The organism is Martelella sp. NC20 (assembly GCF_013459645.1).
GTDB lineage: Bacteria > Pseudomonadota > Alphaproteobacteria > Rhizobiales > Rhizobiaceae > Martelella.
In genome coordinates, this window is sequence record NZ_CP054861.1 from 5397986 (window position 1) to 5411201 (window position 13216).

At 61.9% G+C, this 13216-nt stretch carries 12 protein-coding genes and 2 pseudogenes; 8 read left to right on the forward strand and 6 right to left on the reverse strand.

The features are described 5' to 3' along the window. Positions 1-2: 2 nt before the first annotated feature. The gene (locus tag HQ843_RS25675; protein WP_180900545.1) at positions 3-1823 is read left to right on the forward strand and encodes an ABC transporter ATP-binding protein; all 1821 of its coding nucleotides are present in this window, start codon (positions 3-5) and stop codon (positions 1821-1823) included. Here the strand turns inward: HQ843_RS25675 and HQ843_RS25680 are convergent. From HQ843_RS25680 to HQ843_RS25695, 4 genes and pseudogenes are all read right to left on the reverse strand, one after another. Beyond that, positions 1799-1992, reverse strand: a pseudogene (locus HQ843_RS25680) (IS6 family transposase); the annotation flags it as partial. The gene HQ843_RS25675 and the pseudogene HQ843_RS25680 overlap by 25 nt on opposite strands. A gap of 110 nt (positions 1993-2102) precedes the next feature. Beyond that, the gene (locus tag HQ843_RS25685) at positions 2103-3158 is read right to left on the reverse strand and encodes a LacI family DNA-binding transcriptional regulator (RefSeq protein WP_180900544.1); all 1056 of its coding nucleotides are present in this window, start codon (positions 3156-3158) and stop codon (positions 2103-2105) included. A 66-nt stretch (positions 3159-3224) separates the two neighbouring features. Further along, a complete protein-coding gene (locus HQ843_RS25690) occupies positions 3225-3665 on the reverse strand; it encodes a VOC family protein (protein ID WP_180900543.1) in 441 nt (146 codons plus the stop codon). Positions 3666-3804: 139 nt separating this feature from the next. Further along, a complete protein-coding gene (locus HQ843_RS25695) occupies positions 3805-4620 on the reverse strand; it encodes an aldo/keto reductase (RefSeq protein WP_246710221.1) in 816 nt (271 codons plus the stop codon). A 217-nt stretch (positions 4621-4837) separates the two neighbouring features. Between HQ843_RS25695 and HQ843_RS25700 the strand changes: the two genes are divergently transcribed. The 7 genes and pseudogenes from HQ843_RS25700 to HQ843_RS30135 form a co-directional block, all read left to right on the forward strand. Beyond that, positions 4838-5734, forward strand: a complete 897-nt coding sequence (locus HQ843_RS25700) for a carbohydrate ABC transporter permease (RefSeq protein ID WP_180900542.1) — start codon at positions 4838-4840, stop codon at positions 5732-5734. Next, on the forward strand, positions 5731-6678 hold the full coding sequence (locus HQ843_RS25705) for a carbohydrate ABC transporter permease (RefSeq protein ID WP_180900541.1): 948 nt from the start codon (positions 5731-5733) through the stop codon (positions 6676-6678). The genes HQ843_RS25700 and HQ843_RS25705 overlap by 4 nt, the downstream gene beginning before the upstream one ends. A 3-nt stretch (positions 6679-6681) precedes the next feature. Beyond that, complete coding sequence (locus HQ843_RS25710; RefSeq protein WP_180900540.1) at positions 6682-7785, forward strand: ABC transporter ATP-binding protein; 1104 nt, start codon at positions 6682-6684, stop codon at positions 7783-7785. 25 nt (positions 7786-7810) lie between these two features. Further along, complete coding sequence (locus HQ843_RS25715) at positions 7811-9055, forward strand: ABC transporter substrate-binding protein (protein ID WP_180900539.1); 1245 nt, start codon at positions 7811-7813, stop codon at positions 9053-9055. Between the two features lie 64 nt (positions 9056-9119). Continuing rightward, on the forward strand, positions 9120-9596 hold the full coding sequence (locus HQ843_RS25720; RefSeq protein WP_180900538.1) for a VOC family protein: 477 nt from the start codon (positions 9120-9122) through the stop codon (positions 9594-9596). A gap of 138 nt (positions 9597-9734) precedes the next feature. Further along, positions 9735-10577 (forward strand): sugar phosphate isomerase/epimerase family protein, encoded by an 843-nt coding sequence (locus HQ843_RS25725; protein WP_180900537.1) that lies wholly within the window; start codon positions 9735-9737, stop codon positions 10575-10577. Positions 10578-10785: 208 nt separating this feature from the next. Further along, a pseudogene (locus tag HQ843_RS30135) lies at positions 10786-11043 on the forward strand (DDE-type integrase/transposase/recombinase); the annotation flags it as partial. 327 nt (positions 11044-11370) lie between these two features. Here HQ843_RS30135 and HQ843_RS25735 read toward each other — a convergent pair. Together HQ843_RS25735 and HQ843_RS25740 are read right to left on the reverse strand one after the other, a co-directional pair. Beyond that, a complete protein-coding gene (locus tag HQ843_RS25735) occupies positions 11371-12108 on the reverse strand; it encodes a ribonuclease activity regulator RraA (protein WP_180900536.1) in 738 nt (245 codons plus the stop codon). Positions 12109-12135: 27 nt separating this feature from the next. Beyond that, on the reverse strand, positions 12136-13194 hold the full coding sequence (locus HQ843_RS25740; RefSeq protein WP_180900535.1) for an ABC transporter ATP-binding protein: 1059 nt from the start codon (positions 13192-13194) through the stop codon (positions 12136-12138). Positions 13195-13216: the final 22 nt, after the last annotated feature.

The following is a 13216-nucleotide window of genomic DNA, read 5'->3' on the forward strand; positions in this document are numbered from 1 at the left end:
TCATGACCACACCGATTCTCTCCGTCCAGGGACTGAACGCGGCCTTTTGCGTCGATGGCGAATGGCGCAATGTGGTGCACGATGTCAGCTTCGACATCGGCGACCGGGAAACTGTTGCCGTCGTCGGCGAGTCCGGCTCCGGCAAGAGCGTGACCGCAATGTCGATCATGCGGCTTCTTTCGCCCGGCAACGCCCGGGTCACGGGGCGCATCGATTTCGATGGCCGGGATCTGCTCTCGCTGCCGCTTTCAGAGATGCAGTCGATCCGCGGCAATCGTATCGGTATGATCTTCCAGGAGCCGATGACATCGCTCAACCCGGTGCTGAGGATCGGCAAGCAGATCACCGAGGTTCTGGTCCGCCATCGCGGGATCTCCGAGACAGAGGCCAAGGCCGAGGCGGTGCGGCTGCTCGAACGGGTGCGCATTCCCTCCGCGAAATCCCGGCTTTCCGAGTATCCGATGAATTTTTCGGGCGGCATGCGTCAGCGCGTGGTGATCGCCATCGCGCTCGCCTGCGATCCGAAACTGCTGATTGCCGACGAGCCGACGACCGCGCTCGACGTGACCATTCAGGCGCAGATCCTCGAACTCATCAAGACGCTGCAGGAAGAAGAGGGCATGTCTGTTCTCTTTATTACTCATGACATGGGCGTCGTTGCCGAGATATCGGATCGCACAGTGGTGATGTATCGGGGCGAGCAGGTGGAGACCGGTTCGACGGCAGAGATTTTCGCCGGCGCGCGCCATCCTTATACCCGCGCGCTGCTGTCGGCCGTTCCGCAGCTTGGCGCGATGACAGGCAGCGATCTGCCGCTGCGCTTTCCCGAAGTGGATATGGCAACGGGCGAAATCGGGGCGATCAAACCGACCGAGGATACCGTTCGCCACGACGGGTCGGCGGTCCTGAAGGTCGACAATCTGGTCACCCGTTTTCCGGTCAAGGCCGGACTGTTGCGCAAGACCATCGGCAGGATTCATGCCGTCGAGGATGTGTCGCTGGAGCTTCGCCAGGGCGAGACGCTGTCTCTGGTCGGAGAATCCGGTTGCGGCAAATCGACGATGGGGCGATCGATCATCCGCCTGACCGATCCGGTTTCCGGGGCTGTGCATATCGCGGGCAGCGATGTGATCGGCGCAGGGAAATCGGCGCTGACCGACATTCGCCGTCAGGCGCAGATGATCTTTCAGGATCCGTTCGAAAGCCTGAACCCGCGCATGCGCATTGGCGAGGCGATTGCAGAGCCGATGCTTGCCCATGGCCTTGCCCGCAAGGCTGAGGTGCGAGGAAAGGTTGGCACGCTTTTGGAGCGCGTCGGCCTTTCTGCTGCCATGGGCGAGCGCTTTCCCCACGAATTTTCCGGCGGACAGCGCCAGCGGGTCTGCATCGCCCGCGCGCTGGCACTTGAACCGAAGCTGCTGATCGCGGATGAATCCGTCTCGGCGCTCGACGTTTCAGTCAAGGCGCAGGTGATCAATCTGATGCTCGACCTCCAGGAGAGTTACGGCCTTTCCTATCTGTTCATCAGCCACGACATGGCGGTTGTCGAGCGCATCAGCCACCGCGTCGCGGTCATGTATCTCGGCGAAATCGTGGAGATCGGCCCTCGCCGGGCGGTGTTTGAAAATCCGCAGCATCCCTATACCCGTCGTCTGATGGATGCCGTGCCGATCGCCGATCCCGCCCGCCGCCAGAACAGGCTGATTTCCGATGACGAGATCAAAAGCCCCTTCCATCCCGCCGACTACGTGCACCCGAAGCGGGCGTATGAACAGATCGGCGAAGGCCATTTCGTTCAGACTGAGCGGTTGATCGTGCTATGATCGACCTCGAAGCCACGCTCGCGGAACATCTCTTCCAAATCGCGATAGCTGAGCGGATAGCGCAGATACCAGGCCACCGCCTGCACGATGAGCCGTGCCTCGAAATGCCTGCCTTGAAGCCATCCTTCGACTGGCGCTTCAGCTTCTCGGCAATGGCATTCAGAATCATAGGCTCGCTCCGCAACCTTGGGAACACAAATTTCGCTGACGATGATCAACATCGGGGTTAACCAGAAAATTTACGACAGGGCCGAAAATTTGCAACAGGCCCGGCAAAAGTCAGCCCGCATCCGGGAAAGAAGACTCGGCTGCGACAAGCGCGCTGCCGCTGCTGTCGCGGATCGCCAGCTTCGGCTCGACCAGGGTGACGCGCGGATCCGGTAGCTTGCCATCCGTGCCGATCAGCTTCAGCAGCCGTTCGATCGCAAGTCGGGTGAGGATGTCGATCTCGTAGCTGACGCTCGACAGCGGCGTGCTCAGGAATTCGCTCATTTCCAGATTGTCGAAGCCGATCAGCGCGACATCCTCGGGAATCCGCAGTCCTTGTCTCTGGCACCAGCGCACCGCGCCGACGGCGATATAGTCGTTGGCGACGAACACCGCCGTCGGCCGGTTTGCGGCCGCCATCAGCATGTCCATCGCCCAGAACCCGGCACTCGGCCCGTAGCCGGCCGGAGCGACCTGCAGTTCCGGATCGAAACCGATGCCAGCACTTGCCAGCGCCTGCAGATAACCGTCGAACTTCTCGTGATTGCCTTCCGCGGCATTGGTATCGAGCGTGCCGATGCGGCGATGGCCGAGGTCGATGAAATGACGGACCGCCTTGTAGACACCCAGCCTCTCATCGACGCTCACCATATCGACGCCGATATTATCGCCAGACGTGAGCAGAACCACCGGAAAATTGGCCCGCCTGAGGGCAATGAGATGATCGAAATTGCGGTCGCCACGGGCCGGATAGACCAGCATGCCGTCGACCTGGCGCGAGCGGAACATCTCGATCGCCGCCACTTCCTCGCGCCGCGTGTTGTTGGAGGTCGCAAACAGCGTGCCGTAGCCGAGCTTCGCAAGTTCCTTCTCGATCATCCGCGAGGTCTCGGTCAGCACCGGATTGGTGATGTCGGCGAGCACCAGGCCGATGGTCTTGGTCTCGCGGCTGGTCAGCGACTTGGCGACGTGATTGGGCAGGTAGTTGAGCGCGCTTGCCGCCTCACGGATCAGCAAGCGCGTCGCTTCGGGAATGCGCGGGCTGTCGCGCAGGGCAAGGGAAACGGTGTTTTTCGAATAGCCGGTCCGGGCCGCGATATCGGCGAGCCGGGCCCCTGAATTGCCCATGCCTTACAGTCATCCTTCCTGAAACGGGACCGCCGGCCCGAAGACCGGCAGTCCGCAATCCTGTTTTCAGCGGCCTTCGCGATGCAGCCGTTCGATCGCCTCATATTGCAGGCAGCCAGGCTTCATTTCCATCAGTTCGATGCGGTTGCCGTCCGGATCCTCAAGCCAGGCCTGACGGTTGCCGTCGAGCCCTTCCTTGATTGGCGACAGAAGCGTTATACCCGCTTCCTCGATCCGGGCAACCGTGCCGTCGAGGTCCTCGATGGTGAAGCACATGTGGTTGACGCCATTGGCATTCCAACCCGGAGCCCGGTCGTTTTCGGCACCCGGGAAGATCTCCAGATACTGGTCGTCGGTGATCCTGAGATAGACCAGCCACGGCGTGCCGTCGTCATTGTGAAGCCGCAGCATCTCCGGAAAACCAAGGCGTTTTTCGTAATAATCCAGCGATTTGTCGAGGTCCTTCACCTTGATGGCGACATGCCCGATGTGAACGATACCCTTCATGCACTCCTCCCGCGCACGCTTTTGCAGATGATGACGAAGCCTCTGGAAGGTGCGGTTCCCGAGGTGCGTCGCCGGACTGTAGTACCGGTAATACGAACAGGTTTTAGCGATGGGCGATGACTTGTCAATGCCATCCCTCTCAGTCCCAGTCCGGCGCCCAGTCGAAATCGATATAGCGCCGCCCGCAGTCGACCGAGGCGATCATGGCCATCTCCTCGTGCGACAGCGTCACCGCCTGCGCCTCGAAATTACTGCGCAGCCGCTCCGGCCTGCCGGAGGCTGGAATGACGCAGTGGCCGTTCGTAATCGACCAGGCGAGCGCCAGTTGCTCGACCGTGCAGCCCTTCCTCTCCGCCAGCGGCTCCAAGACAGGATCGCCGGCGAGCCTGCCGCGGGCGATTGGCAGGTAACAGGTGACGGAAATCCCGTGTTCGCGGCAATAATCGGCCAGAACCCGGTTCTGAAGATAGGGATGGCATTCGAACTGGTTGTTGACGATCTTCAGGTCGCCGAGCAGCGCCTGGGCCTCGGCCAGCAGCTTTCGCGTGAAGTTCGAGACCCCGATCATCCGCGTCAACCCCGCCGCATGGGCCTCCGCGATCTGCGCAACATAGGTCTCAAGCGCGACCCTGTTCTTCGGCGACGGCCAGTGCAGCAAGGTAAGGTCGACGCTCTCCAGCCCGAGCCGGTCGAGGCTCTGGCGCAGCGAGGGTACCAGCATGCCGGGGCCGAAATTCTCCGTGGAAATCTTGGTGGTGACGAACACGTCGTCCCGCTTCAGCCCGGAGCGCCGGATAGCCTCGCCGCATTCGCGCTCGGTGTCATAGGTCTGCGCGGTATCGATATGACGATAGCCGATCTCCAGCGCCGCCAGGATCGCCGACACGCCCTCCGGGCCGGTCCGGTCGAAGGTGCCGAGCCCCATGAGCGGCATACCATATTGATTCCTTTTCATATTTCTCCTCCTAACCTTTTCGCCACCGCACCCGCGGCGGCAAACAGCCCTCTCCAGCCGCAACCGGATCTCTCATCGGGAAAATGGCGCAACCTGATTTTCCCTGTTGACCGGAGGAGGAACATAGCCTTATGTTACCGGTAATACAATACCAATGGGAGTGGTGTTGCAGGAAGCCGCGAGCCCTGACGCAAGGGGCAAGCGGAAAGGGAGGAACATGCGTATTCGGTGGAGCCGATGGTCGCCCCAGTTCGCGCTGGCGCCGGCAGTCATCATCACATTCGTCGCCTTTTTCGGGTCGATGCTCTGGACCATCTATCTGAGCTTCACCCGCAGCCGGCGGTTTCCGGACTATGCCATCGACTGGAGCGACTGGTCACGCCAGTACGGCCGGCTCTTTGGCGACCATGCCTGGCTCATCTCGCTGAAGAACCTGCTCATTCTCGGCGTCGGCAGCACGCTGGCGATCGGCTTCGGCTTCATCCTCGCCTGCCTGATCAATGCCGAAAAGCGCGGCGAAGGCCTGTTCCGCACGGTCTTTCTCTATCCCCTCGCCGTCTCGCTGATCGTCACCGGGGTCGCCTGGCGCTGGCTGTTCGATCCGAGCCTCGGGTTGCAGAACTTCTTTCATTCCATCGGCCTGACATGGGTCCGCCTCGACTGGCTGTCCTCCGGCGACACCGCGATCTACGGCATCATCCTCGCCTCGATCTGGCAGGGCTCGGGCTTCTACATGGCACTGATGCTGGCCGGGCTGAAGGGCATCAACTCGGAAATCTGGAGCGCGGCCAAGCTCGACGGCGTCGGCACCTTCCGCTTCTATGTCGAGATCATCGTGCCGATGATGCGCTTCACCTTCCTGACCTGCGCCATCCTGCTCTCGCTCGGCGTGGTCAAGGCCTATGACATCGTGGTGGCGATGACCAATGGCGGGCCGGGACAATCCACCTATGTGCCGGCCTATTTCACCGTCAATGCCTACTGGCAGAAATCCAATCTCGGCTATGCCTCCGCCGCCGCCGTCATCATGCTGCTGATCACGCTCGCCGTGTTCCTGCCGCTGGTGACGCTGACGGCCTGGCAGCAGCGCCGCAGAGAGGGGAGGCCCGCATGACGCTTCCGACCGAGACCGGGCTCGCCGCCCCCTTCCCCGCCGCCAAGCCCCGCGCCGTCACCGGCCGCCCGGTCTATTTCCCGCGGCCGCGAAAGAAGATAAGCCCGCGCTCGATCGCGATCCTGGTGTTCCTGACGATGTGCGCGGCGTTCTTCTGCCTGCCGCTCTACGTCATCGTTGTCACCTCGCTGAAGACCATGGACCAGATCCGGCTCGGCGACATCTTCGCGCTGCCGACGACATGGACGCTGCAGCCCTGGCTGACCGCCTGGAACGACGCCTGCTCCGGGATCAACTGCAACGGGCTGAAGGTCGGTTTCGTCAATTCGCTGATGATCCTGTTTCCCTCGCTGATCCTGTCGCTCGCGATCTCCTCGGTCACCGGCTATGCGCTGGCGCTGTGGAATGTGCGCTGGGCCGGGCCGTTCATGTTCCTGTTGTTCATGTGCGCCTTCGTGCCGTTCCAGATCATCATGATCCCGCTGATCGTGCTCTCCGGCCTGGTCAAGGTCTATGGCACGGTCTGGGGCATCGCGATCGTCCACGCGATCCTGTCTCTGCCGCTGCTGACGCTGATCTTCCGCAATTACTACAAGGACATACCGGACGAGATCATGCGCGCGGCGATGATGGATTCGGGATCGTTCTGGCGGGTGTTCGTGGAGATCATCATTCCGATGTCCGGCAATATCCTGATCGTGGTGCTGATCATGCAGATCACCCATATCTGGAACGACTTCCTTGTCGGCCTTACCTTTGGCGGGCTCGGCACCCAGCCGATGACCGTCATCCTCGCCAATGTCGTGATCACCAACACCGGCGAGGTCCGCTACAACGAGAACATGGCGGCAGCCCTTCTGACGGCCGTGCCCCCGCTCGTCATCTATTTCCTTCTCGGCAAGTTTTTCGTGCAGGGCATCACTGCCGGCGCAATCAAGGGGTGATCCATGCCTGAGATCCGTTTCGAACATATCGTCAAGGACTACGGCGCGCTGACCGTGCTGGACGACCTCAATCTTTCGGTGGATGACGGCGCCTTCCTGGTGCTGCTCGGCCCCTCCGGCTGCGGCAAGACCACGCTTTTGAACCTGCTCGCCGGCCTGATCGAAGTCACCGACGGTCGCATCACCATCGGCGGGCGCGATGTCACCGATCTCGATCCCAAGGACCGCGGCCTTGCCATGGTGTTCCAGTCCTACGCGCTCTATCCGACCAAGACGGTGCGCGGAAACCTGAAATTCGGCCTCGCCGCCGCCAAACTGCCGAAGGAGGAGGTCGACAAGCGTATAGACTGGGCGGCGAAGCTGTTGCAGATCGAACCGCTGCTCGCCCGCAAGCCGGCCCAGCTTTCCGGCGGCCAGCGCCAGCGCGTCGCCATCGGCCGGGCGCTGGTGAAGAATGTGCCCGTATTTCTGTTCGACGAACCGCTGTCGAACCTCGATGCCAAGCTGCGCACCGAGATGCGGCTCGAGATCAAGAAACTGCATGACGAACTGAAATCGACCATCGTCTACGTCACCCACGATCAGATCGAGGCGATGACGATGGCAACGCAAATCGCCGTGATGAATGGCGGCGTCATCCAGCAGTTCGGAACGCCGGACGAGATCTATGAACGCCCGGCCAATCTCTTCGTCGCCGGCTTCATCGGCGCCCCCTCGATGAACATGCTGGAGGCAAACCTCACTGTCTCAGGAGACAGCATCGGCGCGAAACTCGCCGATGCCGAGGGGGTATTCGATCTCAGCGATCACGATTTCGCCGAACCGCCATCCGATGGCCAGAAAGTTATCCTCGGGTTGCGGCCGGAGCATTTCGGCGCTCCGGGCGCAGCACTCGCGGACCCCGCCTTCACCTTTTCGCTGCCGCTGCATTACGGCGAACGCACAGGCTCGGACTCGACCGCCTATTTCGGCATCGGCGGCCGGTTGCTGGCGATGCGCTGCACGCCGGCCGAACTCGGGGCCGCGCGTTCCGGAGAAACATTGCAATTCGGCTTCCTCAAGGGGAAGGCCCATGTCTTCGACGCCCAGACAGGGCGGCGAATGTGAGGAGCATTTTGTAGGGAGGAATAAGATGCACAGGAAATCGCTTTTGGGGCTCGCCGGCGCCCTGCTGATGGGCACCGCCCTCAGCGCCTCGGCAGAGGAACTCGTTGTCTATCACGGGTGGTCGACACCCGGTGAGGTCGGCGCGCTGAACGTGCTGCGTGACGCGCTCGCCGAACAGGGGATCACGTGGAAGGATCTGGCGATCCCGCACAATTCGGGCGTCAATGTCAGCCTCGTCAACATGGTGACCGGCGGCAATCCGCCGAACGCCTTCGTCGAATCGAACCCCGGCGTCTACCGCGACCTCGCCGAGCGCGATCTCTCGCTTGACCTGACCGACCTCTATAATTCGACCGATATCGCCGCCAATCTGGCGCCGATCGTGCGCGAATTGTCGACGGTCGACGGCAAGTTCGTCAAGGTGCCGGTGGCGCTGCATCTCGACGGCATGGTCTATTGGAACAAGTCTGTTGCCGAACAGGCCGGCATCGACCCGGCATCATGGACCTCGGTCGACGAGATGCTCGCCGATTTCGATACAGTGCGGGCAGCCGGTTTCGCACCGGCCGCGGTCGGCAGCCAGGCCTTCCAGGTCGGCTACCTGACCCATGCGATGATCGCGGCGATTGCCGGGCCGGAGATCTATAACCGCATCTATGGCCCCGACCCGGACATCACCGCCATCGACACGCCGGAATTCGCCAAGGCCGTCGAGGTCGTGCGCGCCTTCTCCGAGGAAGCCGGTCCCGAGGCGCAGAACCGCCCCTGGAACGAGGCCACCAACCAGGTGATCACCGGCAAGGCGCTGATGCACATCATGGGCGACTGGATGAAGGGCGAATGGAAGGCCGCCGGCAAGGAACCCGGCGTCGATTTCGGCTGCATCGTCATTCCGGGCGCCAAGGCGGTTCCGGTCACGTCGGATGCCTTCGGCCTGCTCGGAGATCAGTCGGAGGAGGTGACGGAAGCGGAATACACCTTCGCAAAGACCGCCCTCGATCCCAAGGTCTCAGGTGCCTTCGCCCAGAAAAAGGGCTCCTCGCCCGCCCGCCTCGACGCGCCGGCCGACATGCTCGACGTCTGCAACGAAGTGGTCATCGATCAGCTCAAGGTTCCAGGCGGCACGGTGCAGAACCCGTTCAACACCGCAGACAGCGACTGGCACCATGCAATATGGGACGTGATGTTCAACTTCTGGAGCGATCAGGACATGACGGTCGACGATGTGCGCGCCGGCCTCGCCGACGAGTATGACGCGATCTTCGGCTGAAGCCTCGCAACGACAATCCCGGACCGGAGCGCCATGGCCCCGGTCCGCCGTCAGGAGAGCCCCCATGGACAAGCGCCTTCTCGATGAAGACAAGGTCATGCAGCTTTGTTTCGTCACCGACGATCTTGAAAAATCAACCGCCTGGTTCGCCGACCTGACCGGCAAGGAACCGGCCCATATCGGCAAGTCGGCCACCGCCGACATCGCCCAGGCGACGTATTTGGGCAAACCCGCTGAAATCACCTTCCGCCTCGCGCTGTTCCGCTTCGAAAACATCGATGTGGAGTTCCTGGAGCCCGGCCCCGAGCCCAGCACATGGCGTGAGCATCTCGACAAACACGGCCCGTCATTCCATCACTTCGCCTTCCGCACCGTCGACATGACCGGCCGCCGCGACTACCTCGCCGGCAAGGGGCTTGCGATGATCCAGCACGGAGAATTCGAAGGCAATGACGGCCGCTACGAATATTTCGACGCCATGGCGCAGATGGGCGCGATCGTCGAACTGCTGGAATGGGACCGGGACAAGGTGGCGACCTGAGGGGCCTTGCAGTCCCAATCTCCCCGGCCAAGGGGGGAGAAGGATTGCTGCCAAGTTTGCGAAACAAATATCTGCCGAGCAACCGGCCAGGACTTTTCAATAAAGCCGGGCGTCTTCTGCCTCTTCAGGAGAAACAACATGATCAGACTTGGCGGCCATGGCCTTCCCGTTGATCCGGAAGATCCGGAGGAATTCGCCCGCGCCCATGTCGATTTCGGCTACCACGCGGCCTATTGCCCGCCCTGCGACATCGGCGATACCGATCGGCAACGGGCGATCGAGACGGCCTTTACCGCCCATGACGTGATGATCGCCGAGATCGGTATCTGGCGCAATCTCGTCACGCCGGATGAGACCGTGCGCAGGAACAACGTCGACTATGCCTGCAAGAAACTGGCGCTGGCCGATGCCGTCGGCGCCCGCTGCGCCGTCAGCTACATCGGTTCGTTCGAGGCCGGGACCGAATATGCCCCGCACCCAAAGAACCTGACGCGCGACGCCTTTGACGCCACAGTCGCGACCGCCCGCGCCATTATCGATACGGTGAAGCCGAAACGGGCCCGGTTCGCGCTGGAAATGATGCAGTATGCCCTGCCCGACAGCGTCGACTGCTATCTCGACCTGATCCGCGCGGTCGACCGCGAGGCCTTCGCCGCCCATCTCGATCCGGTCAACCTGATCATGACGCCGAGGGTCTATTTCGAAAACGGACGGCTGATCCGTGAATGCTTCGAAAAGCTCGGACCCCATATCGCAAGCTGCCACGCCAAGGACATCATCCTCCACGACCGGGCCGCCCTGCATCTCGATGAGGTCATCATCGGCAAGGGCGTGCTCGACTACGCCGCCTATCTGACCGAGCTCGAAAAGCTCGACCGCGGCGTCCCGTTGATGCTGGAGCATCTGGAGGGCGATGACTATGCCGTCGCCCGCGACGCTCTGAAGGCTATGGCCAAACCGCTTGGCATTTCCTTCGGCTGACGCCTCAGCCCATCGCGATCAGCGCCGCGACCTGGGCGGGGAGGCCTTGTCGCAAACTTTCTGGTTAACCCCATGTAGACCATCGTCAAGGAAATTTGCGCTCCCATTGTTGCGAAACGAGCCCATGTTTCTGAATGCTATTGCCGAGAAGCTGAAGCGCCAATCGAAGGATGATTTCAAAGGCAGGCATTTCGAGGCATGGCTCATCGTCGGCACAGATGGAACCAAAATGGTCCCATCCGCGATCAAAACCTCGGTAGACAGCGGTTTCCTTCAGCCCAAACCCGTGCCTTATGTCACCAAGCATCTCCAACAACGCATCGAGAGTGATCACTTTCGGACGAAGAAGAACATGCCCAAGGTTGGTGGCTTTCAATCCTTCATAACGGCGCGGCGGACAATCGCGGGTTTCGAAGCCATGCTGTGGCTAAACGATCTGCTCGCGCGCCTCTTCGGACTGCAAATTCTGAAATCGCTGAAAATTTGCAACAGGCCCAGCAAGCGCGCCATTGCAGGCGGACGCCGCCTGTTGCGACATGTGATGTTCCAGGCGGTCCTTGTTGCCAGCTACCATAGCACAGCCCTGAGGGTCTTCGCTGATCGTCTTCGTGACACCGGAAAACCACACAAGGTCGTCATCACGGCGGTCGCCCGCAAGCTCGTCACAATCGCAAACGCCCTGTGCAACGCGCGCCAGAACTGGGCCGCGCAACCTGCCTGAGAAATGCGGTAGCTAGCCAGTTTACGTGAAAGTTTGAGGAAATTCCGATGACAGCGAGGCTATGGCCGGGCCTCAAACCTTGCTTTGCGCATCCCGCCAGGCGACGTACTCGTCCCAGACCTCATCGGAGAGCGGGTAGTAGCGCTGCAGGTCGGCGCCCTCTGACAGGCGGAGGCGGGAGAATTCCTCCCATTCGGCGTGGCCGCTGCCGGCCTCGATCAGCTTTTCGGCGAGCGCGATCGGCACGACCACGGCGCCGTCGTCATCGGCGATGATGATGTCGCCCGGCATCACGAAGGCGCCGCCGCAGGCAACGGGGACGTTGACGGCATAGGGCACGATATCGGTCTGGGCATGGTAGTTCGGGGTCACGCCGTTCACCCAGATGCCGAGGCCGAGCTTTTTCGCCGGGCCGGAATCGCGGATGCAGCCGTCGATGACGACGCCCTGTCCGCCACGGCCCTTGAAGAAGGTCAGCATCATCTCGCCGAAAATGCCGCTCGACATGTCTCCGCGCGCGTCGACGACGATCATGTCGCCGGCCTTGGCCGGATACATCACATTGCGGTGCAACTGGAGATCAGGGTTGTCGTATTCGCCGCCGGCAAACAGGTCCTCGCGCTTCGGCATGAACTGCAGCGTCAGCGCCGGGCCGGCGACGCTCTTGCCGCTCACCAGCGCCTTCGGGCCGCGGATGTGACAGTTGCGCAGGCCCATGCGGTTGAGCTCGCTGCTCGCGGTCGCGGTGCCGATCGCCGCCAGTGCGTCGCAGGTCTCCCGGCTCGGGCGCTTGATGTCGTGATATTCCATAAGGGTTTCCTGTCTCGAAAGGGAGGATTACTGCAGGCGCTGGCCCGTTTCGGCGTTGAAGAGGATGATCTGGTCGGGATCGGGCGAAATCGGCAGCAGTGTGCCGGCGCGTTCGCGGATACGCTCGCGGAACACCGCCACCACGTCATGCCCGGCGAATTTCATCGAGACCTGGGTTTCCGGTCCGGTCGGCTCGACCGTGACGATCTCGCCGCCGATACCATCGGGGTCGAGACGGAAATGCTCCGGGCGGATGCCGAGCGTCACCCGCGTGCCTTCGGCGGCCTGCGGCAGGCCAGCGCCGAGTGCGATCTCCGTACCGTCATCGCCGAGGAAGCCGCCGTCGGCGATCGTGCCCGGCAGCATGTTCATGCCTGGCGAGCCGATGAAGCGGGCGACAAATGTATTGGCCGGCGCGTCGTAGAGTTCCAGCGGGGTTCCGACCTGTTCGATCCGCCCGCCATTCATCACCACGATCCGGTCGGCCATGGTCATGGCCTCGATCTGGTCGTGAGTGACGTAGATCGTGGTGGTGGTCAGGCGCTGGTGCAGCGCCTTGATCTCGGTGCGCATGGCGACGCGGAGCTGGGCGTCGAGGTTCGACAGCGGCTCGTCGAACAGGAACACCTGCGGATCGCGCACGATCGCGCGGCCCATGGCGACGCGCTGGCGCTGGCCGCCGGAGAGAGCGCGCGGATAGCGGTCGAGAAGACTGTCGAGCCCGAGGATCTTCGCCGCCGACTCGACGCGTCTGGCGATCTCGGCGGGATCGGTGCGGGCAAGCTTCAGCGAAAAGCCCATGTTCTTCGCCACCGTCATATGCGGATAGAGGGCATAGGACTGGAACACCATGGCGATGTCGCGCTCCTTCGGATGCAGGTTGTTGACCACCCGGCCGCCGATATCGATTGTGCCTCCGGAGATTTCCTCCAGTCCCGCGATCATCCTCAGAAGCGTGGACTTGCCGCAGCCGGACGGGCCGACCAGAATGACGAACTCGCCGTCGGCAATGTCGATGTCGATGCCGTGCAGCACTTCCAGCGCGCCATAGGATTTGCGGACGTCGTCGATTTTCACCGTGCCCATGGGCATGTCTCCTTTGCATTGG